Raw genomic sequence first — 20,357 nt, 5'->3', positions numbered from 1 at the left:
CAGGGAAATGCCAGCACGCGCACACTCGTCATATGGGCGCGATCTTCCACCTGCGGCACTACGGCCAGGCCACCGGCCTGGACCGTCATGACTACGCGCAGTGGGTGCTGCCGCTGCAGGGCGAACTGCAGTTCGAGATGCAAGGCCGCGGTGGTCGCCTGGACCTGCTGCAGGGGGCCTTCGTCGCGGCTGGCGAAGCACACGACCAGATGGCCGATGGCCCGAATGCTTTCGTGATCGTCGACTGCCCCCCGGGTGTGCTCGATGACGGTACCCAGGAACACCTGTGCCGCCAGCGCTGGCTGCATCTGCCACTGGCGCTGCGACAGCGCCTGGCGCAGGTGTGTGAGGGCCAGGCACTGCCGGCCCTGTTGCCGCAGCTGCTCCAGGTGTTCGCACCGGCGGGCAGTGGTGCGCGCCTGCAGGGCCTGTGCGCGGCGGTGCAGGTTGATCCGGGCCAGGCGTGGCCGGTAGCACGCATGGCCGCCTTCGTCGGTGTCAGCGAAAGCCGGTTGCATGCGCTGTTCCAGCGGGAGTTCGGGCTGAGCCCGCAGGCCTGGCTCAGTGCAAGCCGGTTGCGTTGGGCCAAGCACCAGCTGCGTACCAGTGCGGCGCCGATCAGCGATATCGCGCTGGCGGCAGGCTATTCCGAGCAGAGTGCACTGACCCGTGCGCTGCGTCGTGAGTGCGGGCAGACGCCGGCCGCCTGGCGCAGGGGCGCCATCTGACCTGTAGAGCCGAGCCCACGCTCGGCTGCCCTTATCTGCACAGCGGCCAATCGCAGCCGAGCATTGGCTCGGCTCTACAGAGATGACAAGGCAATAGCCTCGGTCAAGAGCGCCCGCTGGCCAGCGCTTACACTGCGCGGCCCGTTCTCTTCCCCCGAAGAACCCGAATGCGCAACAACCCGATGGCCCTGGGCATCGCCAATGGCGTTGCCGCTGGCGCGCTGTGGGGCGTGGTCTTTCTCGCCCCCGCCGTGCTGCAGTCGTTCAATGCCCTGCAACTGTCCGCCGGTCGCTACCTGGTCTATGGCCTGATTGCCATCGCTCTGCTGCTGCCGCGCTGGAAGCGGCTGGCACCGCGGCTGGGCCGCGCCGAATGGTTCGGGCTGCTGTGGCTGAGCCTGGCCGGCAACCTGGTGTACTTCCTGCTGCTGGCCACGGCGGTGCAGTGGGCCGGTGGCGCGGCGGCGTCATTGATTGTCGGCCTGATTCCGGTGGTGGTCACTGTGGTTGGCGTGCGCGAGCAGGGCGCGGTGCCGTTGAAGCAGCTGCTGCCGGCGCTGGGCCTGTGCGTGCTCGGCGTGGCGCTGGTGGGCTGGGAAGCATTGATGTCCGAACACCTCGCAACACCGTGGCGGCAGCGCCTGATTGGCCTGCTCTGTGCGTTCGGTGCGCTGTTCTCGTGGGCGCTGTACTCGATCGGCAACAGTCGTTGGCTGGCGCGCCGGCCGGACCTGTCCAGCCACGACTGGTCGTTGCTGACCGGCGTCACCACTGGCGGCCTGGCCCTGCTGCTGGTGCCGATGGCCTTCATCGGCCACAGCGGTACCCACACCGCGGCGCAGTGGAGTGGCTTCTGGGCGATCAGCGCCGGCGTGGCAGTGGTGGCCTCGATCCTCGGCAACGCGTTCTGGAACCGTGCCAGCCGCCTGTTGCCATTGACCCTGACCGGGCAGATGATCGTGTTCGAGACGCTGTTCGCGCTGGCGTATGCCTTCGCCTGGCAGCAGCGCTGGCCCTCGCTGCTGGAGGCGCTGGCGATCGTGTTCCTGGTGGCCGGCGTGATGCTGTGCGCGCATGCCCATCGCTCGCCACGGGCGATCGCCGAACATGCAGGCTGAATGTGGGCGTCAAGCGTGCTGATGTCGGCTTGGTCTCAGATGCAACCAAATGCCGGCACGTTGGCCGATGATCGCCGCAATGATTTTTTGCATCGCAGCACTTGACAGCGGACCGGCGCACAGTGTTTTCTGTGCGTCATGGTCCTTGATGCCGCCCACGCCAGCCTGATCGCCCCCGCCATTGCGGGCCGTCCGACTGCGCCGGTCGCCACCACCACCATTACCACCACCACCGTCACCACTGCCCTGGTGCGGCCCGTCGTCTTCGTGTAACTCCCGAAAACCACGGCCCCGCACCATCCAGGTGACGGGGAAACTCGACACCTGCATGCGACGGGGCCTCCTAACGAGGTCTGCATGTCTTCCCACGCCCCCGCCCATCCCGTTGCCCCGGCCGATCTGGCTGCACCGTCCACTGTCGTGCACAAGTTCGGCGGCACCTCGGTGGCCGATGCCGAACGCTATCGCCATGTTGCCGGCCTGCTGCTGGCCCGTCCTGAGTCGCTGCAGGTCACTGTCGTCTCGGCGATGAAGGGGGTCACCGACGCGCTGATCGATCTCGCGCAGCTGGCGGCAAAGGGTGACCAGGGTTGGCGCGAGGCCTGGCATGCCCTGCGCGCGCGCCACCGTGGCGCCGCCGTGGCGCTGCTGGGCGAGCAGGTCGGCGAGACGATCGAATGGATCGACGCCCGCTTCGATCAGCTGGCCGAAGTGCTGGCGGCGCTGGCGGTGATCGGCGAGCTGCCGCGCGAGGTGCTGGACCGCGTGCAGGGCCTGGGCGAAGTGTTCTCCGCGCAGCTGCTTGGCACCCACCTGCGCGCCTTGGGCGAAGACTGTGCGGTGCTCGATGCGCGCGATGTGCTGGTGGTCGGGCATGGCGAGCTGGGCGTCGATGTCGACTGGGAAGCCAGCGCCGACCGCCTCGCGCAATGGCGCCTGCAGCATCCGCAGCCGCGCCTGGTCGCCACCGGTTTCGTCGCGCGTGACCGTGATGACCGCATCACCACCCTGGGCCGCAACGGCAGTGACTACTCCGGCGCGATCTTCGCCGCGCTGTTCAATGCCGATGAACTGCACATCTGGACCGACGTCGACGGCGTGCTGTCAGCCGACCCGCGGCTGGTACCCGAAGCCGTGCAGCTCGAATCGCTCAGCTACGACGAGGCCTGCGAACTGGCTTACTTCGGCGCCAAAGTGGTGCACCCGCAGACGATGTCGCCGGCGATCCGCCTGGGCCTGCCGATCTTCATCCGCAATACGTTCCAACCGGCGCATCCGGGTACGCGCATCAGTGCCGAGCGCTCGCCGCGTGGGCCGGTAAAGGGCCTGACCCTGAGCCCGGGCCTGGCCCTGTTGAACCTGGAAGGCACCGGCCTGATCGGCGTGCCAGGCACTGCAGAGCGCGTATTCGCTGCCCTGCGCCAGGCGCAGGTGTCGGTGGTGATGATCTCGCAGGGTTCGTCGGAACATTCGATCTGCTGCGTGGTGCGCGCCGCCGAAGCTGCACGTGGCCGCGAGGCGCTGCTGCATGCGTTTGCGCATGAGCTGTCGGTGGGCCAGGTGCAGCGCGTGCAGGTCAGCGAGGGCGTCAGCGTCCTGGCGGCGGTGGGCGACGGCATGGCCGGCCAACCTGGCGTGGCGGCGCGCCTGTTCGAGGCGCTGGGCCGCGCGCAGGTGAACATCCTGGCGATCGCGCAGGGCTCGTCCGAGCGCAACATTTCGGTGGCGGTGGACAGTGCCGATGCCACCCGCGCCCTGCGCGCCGCGCATGCCGGCTTCTGGCTGTCGCCGCAGACCTTCGCGGTGGGCGTGATCGGGCCTGGCAACGTCGGTGCCGCGCTGCTGGACCAGCTGCTGGCCGCGCGCCCGCAGTTGCTGGCCAAGGCCAATGTCGACCTGCGCCTGCGCGCACTGGCCTCGCGTTCGCGCATGCGGCTGGATGCGGATGGGCTGCATGCCGACTGGCGCGAAGCCCTTCAGCAGGCGGGTGAGCCCAGCGATCTGGATCGCTTCACCGAACACCTGCTGGCCGCGCACCTGCCGCATGCGGTGGTGATCGACTGCAGTGGCAGTGCCGAGGTGGCCGAGCGCTATGAGGGCTGGTTGGCAGCCGGCATCCACGTGGTCACCCCGAACAAACAGGCCGGCGCCGGGCCGCTGCCGCGCTACCAGCGCATCCGCGCCGCGGCGGCGGCCAGTGGTGCGCGTTTCCGCTACGAGGCCACGGTGGGCGCGGGCCTGCCGGTGATCACCACGCTGCGTGACCTGGTCGATACCGGTGACGAGGTGCTGGCCATCGAAGGCATCTTCTCCGGCACGCTGGCCTGGCTGTTCAACCGCTTCGATGGCAGCCAGCCATTCTCGCAGCTGGTCGCGCAGGCGCGGTCGATGGGCTACACCGAGCCGGACCCGCGTGACGATCTTTCGGGCGTGGACGTGGCGCGCAAGCTGGTGATCCTGGCCCGCGAAGCCGGCCACGCGCTCAGTCTTGAGCAGGTGGAAGTGGAAAGCCTGGTGCCGGCGCTGCTGCGCGAGGGCAGCGTGGATGACTTCATGGCGCGGCTGGGCGAGTCCGACGCCAGCCTGCTGCAACGCCTGCAGGATGCGCGGGCGCGTGGTGCGGTGCTGCGCTATGTGGCACAGCTGGGTGCCGACGGCGCCTCGGTGGGGCTGCAGGAACTGCCGGCCGATCATGCCTTCGCCAACCTGCGGCTGACCGACAACGTGGTGCAGTTCCGCACCCGTCGCTACTGCGACAACCCGTTGGTGGTGCAGGGGCCGGGTGCGGGTCCGGAGGTGACGGCAGCGGGTGTGTTCGCGGACCTGCTGCGGGTCGCCGCCGGTGAAGGAGCGCGGCTGTGATCGCACGTGCGTTCGCGCCTGCCTCGGTGGCCAACGTGGCAGTGGGCTTCGACATTCTCGGCCATGCCATTGCCGGTATCGGCGATACCGTGAGCGTGCGCCGCATCGACGAGCCGGCGGTGCGGATCGATGCGATCCGTGGCAGTGCCGTCGCGCTGCCACTGGACGCCGCCGGCAACACCGCCGGGGCTGCGCTGATGTCGCTGCGCGAAGGCCTGGGCCTGGATTTCGGTTTCGCAGTCGAGATCGACAAGGGCATCCCGTTCGGTTCCGGCATGGGCGGTTCGGCAGCGTCGAGTGTCGCGGCGCTGGTCGCCGCCAATGCGCTGCTGCAGGCCCCGTTGCCGCGCGAGGCGCTGTACCCCTACGCGCTGGACGGTGAGGCGGTGGCCAGTGGTGGCCGTCACGGTGACAACGTCGGCCCGCTGCTGCTGGGTGGCCTGGCGCTGTGTACGGCCGATCGCCTGTTGCCGGTCCCGGTGCCTGCCAGCTGGCACAGCCTGCTGGTGCATCCGCATGCGGTGCTGGAAACGCGCCGTGCCCGCCAGGCCCTGCAGGGCAGCTATGCGCTGGGCGAGTTCGTGGCCCAGAGCGCGAACCTCGCGCTGGTGCTCAGTGGTTGCCATCACAGTGATGCGACGCTGGTACGCGCGGGACTGCGCGACGTGCTGGTCGAACCGCGACGGGCCGGATTGATTGCCGGCTTCGAGGCCGCCCGTGATGCAGCGCTGTCGGCCCATGCAATGGGTGCGGGCATCTCCGGTGCCGGACCCAGTGTGTTCGCCTGGTTCGAGGATGCCGACCAGGCCCGCGCCGCCGTGGCGCCGGTGCAGGCAGCGTTCGCTGCGGCCGGCTTCGACAGTGACGCCTGGGTATCGCCGCTGGATGCGCCGGGAGCCCGGCTGTGCTGAATCCTTCCCCTTCTCTGGAAACCGATCCCATGCAATTTGTTTCGACCCGCGGCCAGTCGCCCGCCGTTGGCCTCAGCGCGGCGATCGCCGCCGGATTGGCGCCCGATGGCGGGCTGTATGTTCCCGCGCTTCTGCCGGCCGCGCGCGAGCTGCAGGCCGGGGCGACCCTGGCCGATACCGCCGCCGATCTGCTGGCACCGTTCTTTGCGGGCGATGCACTCGAGACTGCGCTTCCGGGGATCTGCCGCGAAGCGTTCGACTTCCCGGTGCCGCTGCGTGCGCTCGGCGAGGGTGACCATGTGCTGGAGCTGTTCCATGGGCCGACGGCGGCATTCAAGGATATCGGCGCGCGCTTCCTGGCCGGTACGCTGTCGCGGCTGCAGGTCGGCAAGGATCGCGATCTGACGATCGTCGTCGCCACGTCCGGCGATACGGGTGCCGCCGTTGCGGCGGCCTTCCACCGCCAGCCGGGCGTGCGCGTGGTGGTGCTGTATCCGGAGGGTCGCGTGTCTCCGCGCCAGGCGCATCAGCTCGGTTGTTTCGGCGACAACATCCAGGCCCTGCACGTGACGGGCGCATTCGACGATTGCCAGGCGATGGTCAAGCAGGCGCTGGCCGACCGCGAACTGCAGGCGCAGGTGCCGTTGAGCTCGGCCAACAGCATCAGCCTGGGCCGACTGCTGCCGCAGATGAGCTACTACGCGCATGCAGCGTTGACCCACTACGCCGCGCATCGTCGCCGGCTCAACCTGGTGGTGCCGACCGGCAATCTGGGCAACGCGATGGCGGCCGTGCTGGCGCGCGCGCTGGGCGTGCCGATCGGCCAGATCGTGCTGGCCACCAATGCCAATGCCGTGCTGCCGGCGTACTTCAATGGTGGCGACTACCAGCCGCAGGCCAGTGTGGCGACGGTGGCCAATGCAATGGACGTGGGTGCGCCGAGCAACTTCGAGCGACTGCGCTGGCTCTACCACGGCGACGACGCAGAACTGCGTGCAGCTTTCCGCGCGTTCGCAGTGGATGACGTGACCATCCGCGCGACGATTGCCGCAGCGCATGCCAGCCGCGGCGAGCTGTTCTGCCCGCACACGGCGACGGCGGTGAAGGTGCTGCAGGATCTGCGCGCGCGCGGTGCCAAGGGCGACTGGGCGGCGGTGGCTACGGCGCATCCAGCCAAGTTCGAGGCTGTGGTCGAGCCGCTGATCGGCGAAACGGTGGCGGTGCCACCTGCGCTGGATGCCTTGCTGCAGCGACCGGCGCACGCCGAACCATTGGCGGCAGATTACGCGGCGTTGCGCGAGGTGTTGCTGCGTTGATCGCAGATGGAGGCGGTTGCCGGCCAGCGGCCGGCACTACCCGTGTTGCATCCTTCCGCTAGTGCCGGCCGCTGGCCGGCAACCCAACCAACCGCGATACGGTCAGATCAACCCTTCACCGGCCAGCGTGCGCAGCCCATCCTCGTCGAGGATCTCCACCACGTTCAGGTGGGGCAGGGCGATCAGCCCCTGCTGGCGCAGCTTGGTGAAGGTGCGGCTGACCGTTTCCATGGTCAGGCCCAGATGGTCGGCGATATCGCCGCGCCCCATCGGCAGCGACACGCGCAGGCCGTCGCCCCCCAGCTTGGCCTCGCGCGCGGCCAGGCGCAGCAGGAAATCGGCCAGCTTCTCGGCCGGCTGCAGGCGTGCCAGCGCCAGCGCAGCATCCTGTGCGGCATCCAGTTCCTGGCAGGCGCGCTGCAGCAGCTTGCGCTCCAGGTGCGGGAAGCGGCTGCGCAGGGCCTTCATCTGTGGCAGCGCGACACGGCACACGCGGCTGTCGGCGATGGCCTCGATGTCGTAGCGATGGTGGTCGCTGCCGCTCAGGCCCAGGTAGTCGCCGGGCAGCACGAAACCGTTGATCTGGCGCCGGCCGTCGGCCAGGGTGCGCACCAGGCGCAGTGCGCCTGCGGTCAATGTATAGACATGGTCGCGCTCTTCGCCGGTGCGTGCCAGCGTGCTGCCCATGCTGACCTGCTGCGAGACGGTGACCTGTTCCAGCGCCTGCACTTCGTCTGGCGACAGCGCCGAGCACACCGCAAGGTGCCGAACCGAGCAGTGCAGGCAGTCCAGCGTGGTGCAGGACGGCGAGGCGGGATCGTTGGTGGCGGGCGGAGCGCCGGAAGGCCGTGACATGTTGCGGGGGGGGCGTATCGCGGGCGGGGAGGGCCTTATGATACTTCAAGCGGCCGTTCGACCCTGCCGGAGGCGGGGGCGCTAGAATGTTGCCCCCTCCCACGTCCCGTTCCAGCAGGAGTTCCGCCCGTGATCAAGCCCCGTACCCCGCCCGGCACCCTTGAGCTGCTGCCGCGCGAGCAGATTGCGTTCCAGCGCATGCTGGACGTCATCCGCCGCAACTACGAGCGCTTCGGGTTCCTGCCGGTGGAGACGCCGGTGTTCGAGCTGTCCGACGTGCTGCTGACCAAGTCCGGTGGTGAGACCGAGCGCCAGGTGTATTTCGTGCAGTCCACCGGCGCGCTGGCCAACGCGGCCGAGTCGGGCGACCGTTCGCTGCCGGAAATGGCGCTGCGCTTCGACCTGACCGTGCCGCTGGCACGCTACGTGGCCGAGCACGAACACGAACTGACCTTCCCGTTCCGCCGTTACCAGATGCAGCGCGTGTACCGCGGCGAGCGTGCCCAGCGCGGTCGTTTCCGCGAGTTCTACCAGTGCGACATCGACGTGATCGGCAAGGACAGCCTGAGCGTGCGGTACGACGCTGAAGTGCTGGCGGTCATCCATGCGGTGTTCTCGGAACTGCGCATCGGTGACTTCAGCATCCAGCTGAACAACCGCAAGCTGATGCGCGGCTTCTTCGAGAGCCTGGGCGTGGCTGAAGGCGAGCGCCAGCTGGCGGTGCTGCGCGAAGTGGACAAGCTGGACAAGCGTGGCGCCGATTACGTTCGCGAGACGCTGGTGGGCGAGGGCTTCAACATCCCGGCAGAACAGGTCGAGAAGATCCTGGCCTTCGTCGCTGTGCGTTCGCAGGGCCATGCCGATGCGCTGGCGCAGCTGGCCACGCTGGAAGCCGACGCCGGTTCTTCGGAGATCCTGCGTACCGGCGTCGCCGAACTGCGCGAAGTGCTGCAGCTGGTGCAGGCGCTGGGCGTGCCGGAAACCGCATACTGCCTGAACTTCTCCATTGCGCGCGGCCTGGACTATTACACCGGCACCGTCTACGAGACCACGCTGACCGACCACCCGCAGATCGGCTCGATCTGTTCGGGCGGCCGTTACGAAGACCTGGCCAGCCACTACAGCAAGTCGAAGCTGCCGGGCGTGGGTATCTCCATCGGCCTGTCGCGCCTGTTCTGGCAGCTGCGCGAGGCGGGCCTGATCGACGGCATCGAAGCCAGCAGCGTGCAGGCGCTGGTGGCGCTGATGGACGAGCAGGGCATGCCGCAGTCGCTGGACATCGCGCGCCGCCTGCGCGCCGGTGGCATCAATACCGAAGTGCAGATGGAGCCGAAGAAGATCGGCAAGCAGTTCCAGTACGCGGCCAAGGCCGGCATCCGCTTCGTGGTGCTGGCGGGTGAAGACGAGCTCGCGCGCGGCGTGGTGGCGGTAAAGGACCTGCTGCGTGAGCAGCAGTTCGAAGTGTCGCGCGACGAGCTGGCCAGCACTCTGCTGGTGGAGCTGGAACAGTCCAGGGCGATGATGTGAAGCCGGCCGTCGCAGGGGTACTCACCGTGCTCCTGTTGGCGGGCTGCCAGAGTGACCTAGTGCTGCGCAGTGATCGGCTGGGCCCGGCGCAGTACCGGCTGCAGGTTGATCGCTGTCACGTGATCGACCGCGCGCAGCTTGAGGGCGACCTGCGGGCCCTGGCCTCGCGGAAGTGCCCGGCGGGTGCAGGGGCGTTGCAGAACATCCAGTCCCTGCCGAGCCGGCAGGGCAGCCTGTTCGGGGAGTGCCTGCGGCGCGGGACGCTGCAGGCGGAGGTGCGTTGCCTGCCCTGAGTCGAGCCAGGTTGTTGATTTGAAAGCAGAACGCCCGCCCTTTGGTGGGCGTTCTGCATTTCCGGCATCCGGTCCAGGGGTCAGATCCGTTTTCCTTTGGAAAACGGATCTGACCCCATGAGGCTCCGATTTGACGCACTGCGCAAGAATGCGCTAATGTACTAACGCGCTATTACATTGATGCATGGACCCGACCCCGTGAAAGCCCGCCCCGAGATTGCCGCCAAAGACCCGAAGGCCGACCTGGAAGCCCTGGCCCGGGCCTTTGCCGCGCTGCGCGAGCCGGAGCAGGTCGAGGCATTCCTGCGCGACCTGTGCACCCCGGCCGAGCTGGAGGCCATGGCCGACCGCTGGAAGGTGGTGCCGCTGCTGCAGCAGGGCGTGCCGTACCGCGAGATCCACGAGCGCACCGGCGTCAGCGTGACCACCACCGGACGGGTGGCACGCACGCTCGAGCATGGCCATCGAGGCTATGCCGCCGCCATCGACCGCCTTGCTTCGCGCTGATCCGCGCCCCGTTCCGAACTTCGAGACCTCCCCCATGAGTGCAACCCAGGCAGCGCCGGCACGAGACCGGCTGCGTATCGCCATCCAGAAGAGTGGCCGGCTGGCCGAGCCCGCCCGCAACCTGCTCAGCGCCTGTGGTCTGAGCTGGCGCGAAAGCCGCGACAAGCTGTTCTGCTACGGCGAATCGCTGCCGGTGGACCTGTTGCTGGTGCGCGACGACGACATCCCCGGCCTGATCGCCGATGGCGTCTGCGACCTCGGCATCGTCGGTCGCAATGAACTGGACGAGCAGGCCGCAGCGCGTCGCCAGATCGGCCTGCCGGACGCCTACCAGGCGCTGCGCGGGCTGGGCTTCGGCCAGTGCCGGCTGATGCTGGCGGTGCCCGAGGAATGGCAGTGGCAGGGTCCGGCGCAGCTGGCCGGCACCCGCATCGCCACCAGCTACCCGGCCATCCTCAAGCAGTGGCTGGCGGAGCAGGGCGTGGACGCGCAGGTGGTCGAGCTGTCCGGGTCGGTGGAAATCGCCCCGCGCCTGGGTACCGCCGACCTGATCTGCGATCTGGTCTCCAGCGGCGCCACGCTGCGTGCCAACCAGTTGACCCCGGTACACAACCTGCTCGACAGCGAGGCGGTGCTGGCTGGTGCGATGCGCGTGCCGGATGACGCACGTGCATCGCTGCGCGCGATGCTGCTGCGCCGCCTCGACGGCGTGGTGCAGCGCCAGGACCGCAAGCTGCTGATGTTCCGTGCCAGCGAAGATCGCGTCGACGCGCTGGCGCAGCTGCTGGCCGATGCCGAGCCGCTGGTGCGGCTGCCGGCCGATGGTGGCGCGCTGCGCCTGCAGACCATGTGCCCCGGCCCGCTGAGCTGGCAGCGCATGGAAGAACTCGAGCGCGCGGGCGCGCAGGGCCTGATGGTACTGAGCGTGGAGCGATCGCTGGCATGAACCGTCTGATCTGGTCCCGACTTGATGAGGCCGCGCGCAGCGCGGCATTGACCCGCCCGGTGCAGGCCGTGGCGCAGCAGACCCGCGATGCCGTAGCGGCCCTGATCGCGCAGGTGCGTGCACAGGGCGACGATGCGCTGCGTGCGATTACGGCGCGTTTCGATGGCGTCGAGCTGGCCTCGTTTGAAGTTTCCGAAGCCGAATTCACCGCTGCCGAAGCCGCCGTGCCCGCCGAACTGCGACAGGCGATGGTGGACGCCGCCGAACGCATTGCGCGCTTCCACGCCGCTGGCATGGGCAAAGGCTATGCAGTTGAAACCGCGCCGGGCGTGGTCTGCGAACGCATGCTGCGCCCGATCGGCCGGGTGGGCCTGTACGTACCGGCTGGCAGCGCGCCGTTGCCGTCCACCGCGTTGATGCTGGGCGTTCCGGCGCAGCTGGCCGGTTGCCCGCAGGTGGTGCTGTGCACCCCGCCGCGCGCCGACGGCAGTGCCGATCCGGCAGTGCTGGTAGCCGCCCGCCTGACCGGCGTGCAGCGCGTGTTCAAGCTGGGCGGCGCGCAGGCGATCGCGGCGATGGCCTATGGCACGGCCAGCATTCCGGCCTGCGACAAGCTGTTCGGGCCGGGCAACAGCTTCGTTACCGAAGCCAAGCAGCAGGTCGCACAGGACGGCGCCGCCGCCATCGACATGCCTGCCGGTCCTTCGGAGGTGCTGGTGATTGCCGATGCTGGCGCCAATCCGGCGTTCGTCGCCGCCGACCTGCTGTCGCAGGCCGAGCACGGTCCGGATTCTCAGGTGCTGCTGCTGACCGACGACGCCGTGATGCTGGCGGCGGTCGAAGCCGAGGTTGAGCGCCAGGTGGCCCTGCTGCCGCGCCAGCAGATCGCGCGCCAGGCACTGTCGGCATCGCGGCTGGTGCAGGTCGATGCGCTGGACGAGGCGTTCGCGATCAGCAACCGCTATGCACCAGAGCACCTGATCCTTGCCCTGCGTGATCCGCGCGCATGGCTGGACAAGGTGCAGGCGGCCGGCTCGGTGTTCCTGGGCGATTACACCCCCGAAGCACTGGGTGACTACTGCAGCGGCACCAACCACGTATTGCCCACCGCCGGTGCCGCGCGTGCCTACAGCGGCGTGAGCGTTGCCAGCTTCCAGAACCTGATCAGCGTGCAGAGCGCCAGCGCCGCCGGCCTGGCCGCGATCGGCGGCTGCGCGCGCATCATCGCCCGTGCCGAAGGCCTGGATGCGCACGAGCGTGCCGTTGCGTTGCGCATGGAGGTGGCGGCATGAGCGCGGCGATCGATGAGGTGCTGGCACTGGTGCGCCCGGACCTGCAGGCCTTCGCCGGCTACAGCTCGGCACGCAGCGCGGCGGTGCAGGGCGAGGTCTGGTTGAATGCCAATGAGTCGGCCTGGGCCAATGCGGCCGATCCCGCAGGCAGCAGCCGGCGCTATCCGGAGCCGCAGCCGCTCGCGCTGCGCGAGGGACTGGCGGCGCTGTACGGCGTGACGCCACAGCAGCTGCTGATCGGTCGCGGCAGCGACGAAGCCATTGATCTGCTGGTGCGCGCGCTGTGCGTGCCGGGTCGCGATGGCGTGCTGGTCACGCCGCCGGTGTTTGGCATGTACGCCGTCTGCGCACGCCTGCAGGGTGCCGCCTTGATTGAAGTGCCGCTGGTGGACAGCGAGGATGGACTGCGCACCGATCTGGATGCGGTGATCGACGCGGCCAAGGCGCAGGGTGCCAAGCTGGTGTTCCTGTGTGCGCCGTCGAACCCGGCCGGCAGTGACATCGCCCTGGATGAGGTCGAGCGCGTGGCGGTTGCGCTGCGCGGGCAGGCGCTGGTCGTGGTGGACGAGGCCTATGTCGAGTATGCACAACGGCCGTCGGCGACCACGTTGCTGGCCGCGCACGCCAATCTGGCGGTGCTGCGCACGCTGTCGAAGGCGCACGCGCTCGCGGCCGCCCGCGTTGGCACGCTGATTGCTGCCCCGGAGCTGATTGCCCTGCTGCGTCGCTGCCAGGCGCCGTACCCGGTGCCGACGCCGTGCGCGGAACTGGCCGTGCAGGCACTGCAGCCGGCCGCGCTGGCGCGCACCGCCGAGCGCGTGACCACGGTGATCGCCGAGCGCGAGCGCCTGCGTGCAGCCCTGGTCGGCCTGCCCGGCGTGTGCCGGGTGTATGCCTCGGCCGGCAACTACCTGCTGGTCCGCTTCGCCGATCCCCAGTCCGCGTTCGATACGCTGCTGGCTGCGGGCGTGGTGGTGCGCGACCAGCGCGCTGCGCCGCAGCTGGGTGATGCGCTGCGCATCAGCATCGGCAGCCCCGAAGAGAATGACCGCGTGCTTGCGGCCCTGTCGGCGCGGAGGGCCGCAGCATGACCCCGATCCTGTTCATTGACCGCGACGGTACCCTCATCGAGGAGCCGTCCGACTTCCAGATCGACGCCTACGAAAAGCTGCGCTTCGTGCCGCAGGTGATCCCGGCGCTGCTGAAGCTGCGTGATGCCGGCTACCAGTTCGTGATCGTCACCAACCAGGACGGCCTCGGCAGCGACAGCTACCCGCGCGCCAGCTTCGATGGCCCCAACGACCTGATGCTGCAGATCTTCGAGAGCCAGGGCATCACCTTCCGTGACGTGCTGATCGATTCCAGCTGGCCGCAGGACAATGCGCCGACCCGCAAGCCGGGCATCGGCCTGATGACCGCCTACCTGCAGGACCGCAGCATCGACTGGGAACGCTCGGGCATGGTCGGTGACCGGATCACCGACCTGCAGTTTGCCGCCAACCTCAACATCCGTGGTTTCCAGCTGCGCACCGCGCAGTTTGGTGGGGAGTGGGACTGGCCGGGCATCGCCCATGCGCTGGCCGACGCGCCGCGCACCGCCGTTGTCCAGCGCAACACCAAAGAAACGAAGATCCGCGTTGAGCTGGACCTGGACCGCGCGGGCGATGCACGCATTGCCACCGGCCTGCCGTTCTTCGACCACATGCTGGAGCAGATCGGCAAGCACGGCGGCTTCGCGCTGGACATCCAGGCCGAGGGTGACCTGCACATCGACGAGCACCACACCATCGAGGACACTGGGCTGGCCCTGGGCCAGGCCCTGCGCGAGGCGTTGGGCGACAAGCGCGGCATTGGCCGTTACGGCTTCACCCTGCCCATGGACGAGACCCTGGCCAGCGCTGCGCTGGACTTCAGCGGCCGTCCCTATTTCGTGTTCGAGGGCGAGTTCAAGCGCGAGCGCGTGGGCGATATGCCGACCGAGCTGGTGCCGCACTTCTTCCGTTCGCTGTGCGATGCCAGCGGTTTGAACCTCAACCTGCAGGTGCGCGGCGACAACGATCACCACAAGGTGGAGGCCTGCTTCAAGGCGCTGGCGCGCGCGCTGCGTCCGGCGCTGGCCCGGCAGGGCACAGCACTGCCGAGTACCAAGGGGGCGTTGTGAGCGATGTTGCGCTGATCGATGCCGGTGGCGCCAACCTGGGCTCGGTGCGCTACGCACTGGAGCGCCTGGGCGCGACGGTGCGGCTGGTGCGCGATGCGGACGGCCTGGTTGGTGCGCGGCGGGTGATCCTGCCCGGCGTCGGCGCCGCCGGTCCCGGCATGCAGCGCCTGCACGCTCAGGGCCTGGTGGAACCGCTGCAGCGACTTGAGGTGCCGTTGATGGGCATCTGCCTTGGCATGCAGCTGCTGTTCGAACGCTCCGAGGAAGCGGGCGTAGAGACACTGGGACTGATTCCGGGCGTGGTACGCAAGCTGGTGCCGGCCTGTGGCATCCGCGTGCCGCACATGGGCTGGAACCGCCTGCTGCCGCTGCGCGAATCGCTGTTGCTGCAGGGCGTGCCGGAACGCGCCAGCGCCTACTTCGTGCACAGCTATGCGGCGCCGCTCAATACCCACACCGTCGCTGCCTGCGACCACGGTGGCCTGTTCACCGCCGTGGTGGAGCAGGGGCGCTACTACGGCGCACAGTTCCATCCCGAGCGCTCCGGCGAGACCGGCTCGCTGATGCTGCGCAACTTCCTCGAGGGCACTGCTGCATGAGTTTCATCGTCTACCCCGCGCTGGATATCCGCGACGGCCGCGTGGTGCGGCTGCGCCAGGGCGACTACGCGCAGGAAACCTCCTATGGGGATGACCCTCTGCCGCGCGCGCAGGCCTTCGCCGCGCAGGGCGCGCAGTGGATGCATCTGGTCGACCTGGATGCCGCACGGGCCGGTGGCTACACGCTGGCGCCGCTGTTGGCATCCATTCGTGCGCAGACCCCGCTGCAGGTGCAGACCGGCGGTGGCGTGCGCGGCCGCGACGATGTGGCGCGCATCCTCGACGCTGGCGCCGGCCGCGTGGTGGTGGGTTCGCTGGCGGTGCGTCGTCCCGATGAAGTGGTCGGCTGGCTGGAGGAATTCGGCGCCGATCGCATCACGATTGCGCTGGACGCGCGCCAGGACGCACAGGGGCAGTGGCAGCTGCCGGTGCACGGATGGACCGAGAACGCCGGGGTGACCCTGGATGACCTGGCCCGGCGCTACGCGCGCGCCGGCATGCGCCATCTGCTGTGCACCGACATCGCCCGCGACGGCATGCTGGCCGGGCCCAACATCAGCCTCTACCAGCACCTGTCGGCGCTGTTGCCGGGTGTGGCGGTGCAGGCGTCCGGTGGCATCCGTGACGTGGCCGATGTGGCCGAGGCGCGTGCTGCCGGCTGCGGCGGTGCCATCCTCGGCAAGGCACTGCTGGAGCAGCGCATGGACCTGAGCGAGGCGTTGGCATGTTGAGCCGCCGCATCATTCCGTGCCTGGACGTGCGCGATGGCCGCGTGGTCAAGGGCGTGCGCTTCCGCGATCACGTCGACATGGGCGACATCGCCGAGTTGGCACAGCGCTATCGCGACCAGGGCGCGGACGAGCTGGTGTTCTATGACATCGGCGCCAGTCCCGAGGCACGGTCGGTTGACGTCGCCTGGATCGAGCGCATCGCGCGCCTGATCGACATTCCGTTCTGTGTGGCCGGTGGCATCGACAGCGTGGAAACCGCGCGCCGCGTGCTGTTCGCCGGTGCCGACAAGGTGTCGATCAATTCGCCGGCGCTGGGCCGGCCGGAGCTGATCACCGAGCTGGCGGACGAGTTCGGCGTGCAGTGCGTTGTGGTGGGGGTCGATTCGGTGCGCGAGGCCGACGGGCAATGGCGGGTGCGTCGTTTCAGCGGCGATCCGGACAAGACCCAGGCGGTGCCGCTGCGCACGCTCGACTGGATCGTCGAAGCGCAACGGCGTGGAGCCGGTGAGATCGTGCTGAACTGCATGGACAGCGACGGTGTGCGCCGTGGCTACGATGTCGTGCAGCTGCAGCAGGCGCGGGCGCTGTGCCAGGTGCCGCTGATTGCCTCCGGTGGTGCCGGAGCGATGGAGCACTTCGCCGACGCCTTCGACCAGGCCGACGTCGACGGTGCGTTGGCGGCCAGTGTGTTCCACAGCGGCGCCATCGCCATTCCAGAATTGAAGCGCTACCTGCGCGGACAGCAGATCGAGGTGCGGGATGTCTATTGAAGTGAGGCCATCGCTGGATGCGCTGCAGGCGCTGGACTGGGGCAAGGGCGACGGCCTGCTGCCGGCCGTGGTGCAGGATGCCGATACCCTGCAGGTGCTGATGCTGGGCTATGTCAGCGCCGAATCGCTGGCGGCTACGCTGGCCATCGGCCACATGACCTTTTTCAGCCGCAGCAAGCAGCGGTTGTGGACCAAGGGCGAGCAGTCCGGCAACGTGCTGGTGGTGCAGTCGATCCGTGTCGACTGCGACGCCGATACGCTGCTGGTGATGGCGCGCCCGGCCGGGCCGACCTGCCACACCGGTGCCGAGAGCTGTTTCGACCAGGCGCCGAAGGATTTCCTGGGTGGGCTGAGCCAGCTGGTGGCCATGCGTGACGCGCAGCGCCCTCCCGGCAGCTACACCACCAGCCTGTTTGAAGGCGGCATCCGCCGCATCGCGCAGAAGGTGGGTGAGGAGGGCGTGGAGACCGCATTGGCCGCCGTGGCGCAGGATGATGAGGCATTGCTGGGCGAGGCGTCGGACCTGCTGTACCACCTGCTGGTGCTGCTGCGCGCGCGCGGGCTGTCGCTGGATGATGCGCGCGCGGTGCTGGAAAAACGCCATCGTTGAGGAAGGCGTACGGACCAACGGTCCGCACCCACCTCTGCAATGCAGCCGAGCATGGCTCGGCTCTACAATAGGTGGTCTTCTTCTTTCCCGGACCGCCCATGAAACTGCCTGCCGCCTGGCTGTGCTGCCTGTTGCTGACCTCGCCGGCCTGGGCCGCGGACACCGTGGTCAGCGGCAAGGTCTATCTGGAGCGTGACGGCAAGCCCGGCCGCGGTGCGACCGATCCGGGCCTGGCCGGGGTGCAGGTTTCCAACGGCGAGACCATCGTCAAGACTGCCGCTGACGGCAGCTACAGCCTGCCGGTGCGCGACGGCCAGACCGTATTCGTGATCAAGCCCGATGCCTACGCCTTCCCGAAGGCGGCGGACGGCCTGCCTTCGTTCTGGCGCCACTACCGCCCGAACGGCTCGCCGGCGCTGAAGTACGGCGGCATCGCCGCGACCAGCGACGTCACCCGCAACTGGGACTTCGCCCTGCAGTCGGATCGGCATGACAGCCGTCGTGGTTTCCAGATGCTGGTATTCACCGATTCGCAGACCGCCAGCCTGAAGGACATCGGCTACTACCAGCAGTCGATCGTGGCGCCACTGGTCGGCCAGACCAGGGCACGCATGGGCACCACCCTGGGCGACATCGTCAACGACGACCTGACCCTGTACCCGGCGATCAACAAGGTCACCACCGAACTCGGCGTGCCGTGGTTCCACGTGCCGGGCAACCATGACCTCGACTTCGATGCGGCCAGCGACGAACACTCACTGGACAGCTGGCGCAACATCTACGGCCCGGACACCTACGCGGTGGAAGAGGGCGGCGCCAGTTTCGTGTTCCTGGACGACGTGGTGTACGACCCCAAGGCCAGGCCGAAGTACATCGGCGGCCTGCGCGAAGACCAGTTCGCCTTCCTCGCCAGCTACCTGAAGGGCCTGCACAAGGACCGCCTGCTGGTGCTGGGCATGCACATCCCGCTGTTCGACGCGGCGCCGGGGCGCGAGACCTTCCGCCATGCTGACCGCCAGCGCCTGTTCGACCTGCTGAAGGACTTCCGCAACGTACTGGTGCTCAGCGGCCACAGCCACACCCAGCAGCACGTCTACCACGGCAAGGCCGAGGGCTGGAACGGCGACAAGCCACTGCACGAATACAACGTCGGTGCCAACTGCGGTGCGTTCTGGTCGGGCGTGAAGAATGCCGCTGGCGTGCCGGACAGCACCATGAGCGACGGCACGCCGAAGGGCTATGCATTGCTCGACGTGGCCGGCAACGGCAGCTATCGCCTGCAGTACCGCGTGGCCGGCAGGCCGGCCAGCGAGCAGATCGGCCTGCACGCGCCGAAGGTGCTGCGCCAGGGGGCCTACCCGGCGTGGGGTGTCTACGCCAACGTCTACATGGGCGAGGATCGGAGCGTGGTCGAGTACCGTGTCGATGGCGGCGCCTGGCAGCCGATGAAGCAGGTCAGCCAGCCCGACCCGCGCCTGATGGTGGAGAACGTGGCCGATGATCTGGCCAGCAGCCTGCGCGGCTACGACCGTTCGCCGGAGGCCACTGCGTCGCCGCACCTGTGGCGTGGCGCGCTGCCGACCGATCTTGCAGTGGGCAGCCATAAGGTCGAGGTACGCTCCACCCAGCCTGATGGCGCAGTGTTCACCGCCACCACCAGCTACAGCCTGCAGACTGCCCAGCCCTGACCCCCGCGCACCAGCGCTCCAGCGAAAGGACCCCGCATGGATATCCGCTTCATGGCCGGCACCACACCGGTGACCCTCAGCCGCCACTGGTTCACCGGCGCGATGCTGCTGCAGAGCGCCACCGAGAAGGTCTGGGTGCAGCACCCGCTGCATCCGGGCACCCACTTCTCGTTCTCGCTGGTACAGTCGTGGCTGCGCCACATCGCCGGCCACGAAGTGCTGGTCGAGCGCACCCGGCCGCTGTTGTTCGCCGGCTTCCGCCCACAGCGCCTGCGCGTGCTGGTGGATGGGGTGCAGGTGGCCGAACAGGAAGGCATGTAGGTTCACCTGAACCACCGGCGCGCTAGGCAAAGCCGTCCCGATGCCTGAGAATCGGGGCGATTCAATCGATCCAAGCAGGCCAGCGTGACCATCGCAGCAGCGTCAACGGTTTCCTCCGACTCCGCCCGCGGCGGTCTTCCGCGCCGTCTGGTCGTCGCCGATGTCGGCGGCACCTTTGCCCGGCTCGCGCTGGCGGAAACCCGACCCGGCCAGACGCCGCTGCTGGGCAGCCACCGTACCTATGCCTGTGCCGAGCATTCCAGCCTGGCCGCGATCCTGGCCGATTTCACCGCCGGCCTCGGCCAACCGGTGCAGACCGCGGTGGTCGCCATCGCTGGCCTGCTGGATGGCGATGTGCTGATCAACTCGAACCTGCCGTGGACGGTCTCGCTGTCGGCCACCCGCGCGCAGTCCGGGCTGCACGAACTGCAGCTGATCAATGATTTCGAAGCGGTGGCGCTGGCCATCCCCTACCTGCAGCCGGAAACCCTGGTGCCACTGAACGGCGACGCCGATCCGGCGCAGGCCTTCCCGGCGCTGGTACTGGGCGCGGGTACCGGGCTGGGCGCCGCGCTGCGTTTCGCTGATGGCGAGCGTCCGGTGCTGGCCAGCGAGATCGGTCATGCCGCGCTGGGCGCCGGCAACGCGCTGGAACTGCAGGTGCTGGGCCGCCTGCTGCAGCGTTGGCCGCACGTGGACAACGAGCGCGTGCTGTCCGGCAGCGGCCTGATGAACCTGTATCCGTGCCTGTGCGAACTGCGCGGCGTCACCCCGGTGTGGAACAGTACGGAGGCGCTGATCGGCGCCGCGCGTGGCGGTGAGGATGCACTGGCGGTGGAAACGTTGCAGGTCTTCTGTGCGTGGCTGGGCAGCCTGGCCGGCGACGCGGCGATCGCCGTCGGCGCGCGCTCGGTGTACCTGGCCGGTGGCATTTCCGCGCATGTGCAGGATTTCCTGGCCGATGGCCGCTTCCGTGAGCGCTTCCTCAACAAGGGCGTGCTGACCGAGGTGCTGCGCCAGGTGCCGGTGTGGCGCGTGGAGCATGGCCAGCTGGGCGTGCTCGGCGCAGCGGTCTGGCACGCCGCACGGCAGCCCACGCACGACTGATCGGCAGGGTTGGCA

At 68.6% G+C, this 20,357-nt stretch carries 21 protein-coding genes; 19 read left to right on the top strand and 2 right to left on the bottom strand.

Annotated features, from left to right (window positions below; all coding sequences use genetic code 11):
• Nucleotides 1-32: 32 nt before the first annotated feature.
• Together AC5P7F_RS10370 and AC5P7F_RS10365 are read left to right on the top strand one after the other, a co-directional pair.
• On the top strand, nt 33-728 hold the full coding sequence (locus tag AC5P7F_RS10370; protein WP_014646939.1) for a helix-turn-helix transcriptional regulator: 696 nt from the start codon (nt 33-35) through the stop codon (nt 726-728).
• A gap of 167 nt (nt 729-895) precedes the next feature.
• Nucleotides 896-1,846: a DMT family transporter gene (locus tag AC5P7F_RS10365; RefSeq protein WP_032957678.1), complete on the top strand. Its 951-nt coding sequence runs from the start codon at nt 896-898 to the stop codon at nt 1,844-1,846.
• A 9-nt stretch (nt 1,847-1,855) separates the two neighbouring features.
• On the opposite strand, the gene AC5P7F_RS10360 is transcribed toward AC5P7F_RS10365, so the two are convergent.
• Nucleotides 1,856-2,176: a hypothetical protein gene (locus AC5P7F_RS10360; RefSeq protein ID WP_164077554.1), complete on the bottom strand. Its 321-nt coding sequence runs from the start codon at nt 2,174-2,176 to the stop codon at nt 1,856-1,858.
• Between the two features lie 27 nt (nt 2,177-2,203).
• Between AC5P7F_RS10360 and thrA the strand changes: the two genes are divergently transcribed.
• Genes thrA through thrC form a run of 3 tightly spaced genes read left to right on the top strand, consistent with a single transcriptional unit; the run spans nt 2,204 to nt 6,935 of the window.
• Nucleotides 2,204-4,708 carry a bifunctional aspartate kinase/homoserine dehydrogenase I gene (gene thrA / locus AC5P7F_RS10355; RefSeq protein WP_164077557.1) on the top strand — a complete coding sequence of 835 codons (2,505 nt, stop codon included), beginning with the start codon at nt 2,204-2,206 and terminating at the stop codon, nt 4,706-4,708.
• Nucleotides 4,705-5,619: a homoserine kinase gene (locus AC5P7F_RS10350; RefSeq protein WP_164077556.1), complete on the top strand. Its 915-nt coding sequence runs from the start codon at nt 4,705-4,707 to the stop codon at nt 5,617-5,619. Before thrA ends, AC5P7F_RS10350 begins: the two co-directional genes overlap by 4 nt.
• Before the next feature lie 29 nt (nt 5,620-5,648).
• Nucleotides 5,649-6,935, top strand: coding sequence for a threonine synthase (thrC, locus tag AC5P7F_RS10345; RefSeq protein ID WP_164077555.1), 1,287 nt, complete (start codon nt 5,649-5,651; stop codon nt 6,933-6,935).
• Nucleotides 6,936-7,037: 102 nt separating this feature from the next.
• Here the strand turns inward: thrC and AC5P7F_RS10340 are convergent, their stop codons facing one another.
• Nucleotides 7,038-7,790, bottom strand: a complete 753-nt coding sequence (locus AC5P7F_RS10340; protein WP_010482595.1) for a Crp/Fnr family transcriptional regulator — start codon at nt 7,788-7,790, stop codon at nt 7,038-7,040.
• 129 nt (nt 7,791-7,919) lie between these two features.
• On the opposite strand from AC5P7F_RS10340, the gene hisS reads away from it, so the two are divergent.
• From hisS to AC5P7F_RS10270, 14 genes are all read left to right on the top strand, one after another.
• Nucleotides 7,920-9,317 (top strand): histidine--tRNA ligase, encoded by a 1,398-nt coding sequence (hisS, locus tag AC5P7F_RS10335; RefSeq protein ID WP_049420211.1) that lies wholly within the window; start codon nt 7,920-7,922, stop codon nt 9,315-9,317.
• A gap of 26 nt (nt 9,318-9,343) precedes the next feature.
• Nucleotides 9,344-9,610, top strand: coding sequence for a hypothetical protein (locus AC5P7F_RS10330; protein ID WP_239510538.1), 267 nt, complete (start codon nt 9,344-9,346; stop codon nt 9,608-9,610).
• Nucleotides 9,611-9,808: 198 nt separating this feature from the next.
• The gene (locus AC5P7F_RS10325) at nt 9,809-10,117 is read left to right on the top strand and encodes a YerC/YecD family TrpR-related protein (protein ID WP_005416326.1); all 309 of its coding nucleotides are present in this window, start codon (nt 9,809-9,811) and stop codon (nt 10,115-10,117) included.
• Nucleotides 10,118-10,151: 34 nt separating this feature from the next.
• Nucleotides 10,152-11,063: an ATP phosphoribosyltransferase gene (hisG, locus tag AC5P7F_RS10320; protein WP_032957997.1), complete on the top strand. Its 912-nt coding sequence runs from the start codon at nt 10,152-10,154 to the stop codon at nt 11,061-11,063.
• Complete coding sequence (gene hisD, locus AC5P7F_RS10315; RefSeq protein ID WP_164077863.1) at nt 11,060-12,355, top strand: histidinol dehydrogenase; 1,296 nt, start codon at nt 11,060-11,062, stop codon at nt 12,353-12,355. The genes hisG and hisD overlap by 4 nt, the downstream gene beginning before the upstream one ends.
• Nucleotides 12,352-13,446, top strand: coding sequence for a histidinol-phosphate transaminase (gene hisC, locus AC5P7F_RS10310; protein ID WP_049440829.1), 1,095 nt, complete (start codon nt 12,352-12,354; stop codon nt 13,444-13,446). The genes hisD and hisC overlap by 4 nt, the downstream gene beginning before the upstream one ends.
• A complete protein-coding gene (hisB, locus tag AC5P7F_RS10305) occupies nt 13,443-14,516 on the top strand; it encodes a bifunctional histidinol-phosphatase/imidazoleglycerol-phosphate dehydratase HisB (RefSeq protein ID WP_164077861.1) in 1,074 nt (357 codons plus the stop codon). The genes hisC and hisB overlap by 4 nt, the downstream gene beginning before the upstream one ends.
• Nucleotides 14,513-15,115: an imidazole glycerol phosphate synthase subunit HisH gene (gene hisH / locus AC5P7F_RS10300; RefSeq protein ID WP_032957991.1), complete on the top strand. Its 603-nt coding sequence runs from the start codon at nt 14,513-14,515 to the stop codon at nt 15,113-15,115. The genes hisB and hisH overlap by 4 nt, the downstream gene beginning before the upstream one ends.
• Entirely contained in the window at nt 15,112-15,846 is a 735-nt protein-coding gene (gene hisA / locus AC5P7F_RS10295; RefSeq protein ID WP_014646952.1) for a 1-(5-phosphoribosyl)-5-[(5-phosphoribosylamino)methylideneamino]imidazole-4-carboxamide isomerase, read from the top strand. Before hisH ends, hisA begins: the two co-directional genes overlap by 4 nt.
• The gene (hisF, locus tag AC5P7F_RS10290) at nt 15,840-16,616 is read left to right on the top strand and encodes an imidazole glycerol phosphate synthase subunit HisF (RefSeq protein WP_014646953.1); all 777 of its coding nucleotides are present in this window, start codon (nt 15,840-15,842) and stop codon (nt 16,614-16,616) included. Before hisA ends, hisF begins: the two co-directional genes overlap by 7 nt.
• A complete protein-coding gene (hisIE, locus tag AC5P7F_RS10285) occupies nt 16,606-17,226 on the top strand; it encodes a bifunctional phosphoribosyl-AMP cyclohydrolase/phosphoribosyl-ATP diphosphatase HisIE (protein WP_164077860.1) in 621 nt (206 codons plus the stop codon). Before hisF ends, hisIE begins: the two co-directional genes overlap by 11 nt.
• A 98-nt stretch (nt 17,227-17,324) precedes the next feature.
• Nucleotides 17,325-18,914: a calcineurin-like phosphoesterase C-terminal domain-containing protein gene (locus AC5P7F_RS10280; RefSeq protein WP_032957989.1), complete on the top strand. Its 1,590-nt coding sequence runs from the start codon at nt 17,325-17,327 to the stop codon at nt 18,912-18,914.
• A 36-nt stretch (nt 18,915-18,950) separates the two neighbouring features.
• Nucleotides 18,951-19,235 (top strand): hypothetical protein, encoded by a 285-nt coding sequence (locus tag AC5P7F_RS10275; protein ID WP_005409434.1) that lies wholly within the window; start codon nt 18,951-18,953, stop codon nt 19,233-19,235.
• Between the two features lie 84 nt (nt 19,236-19,319).
• Complete coding sequence (locus tag AC5P7F_RS10270) at nt 19,320-20,342, top strand: glucokinase (RefSeq protein WP_032957988.1); 1,023 nt, start codon at nt 19,320-19,322, stop codon at nt 20,340-20,342.
• Nucleotides 20,343-20,357: the final 15 nt, after the last annotated feature.

This window comes from Stenotrophomonas sp. YJH_SMC_105-26, assembly GCF_059368915.1.
The sequence above is the reverse complement of the archived record's forward strand: the minus strand, read 5'-3'. Positions and strand labels throughout refer to the sequence as shown.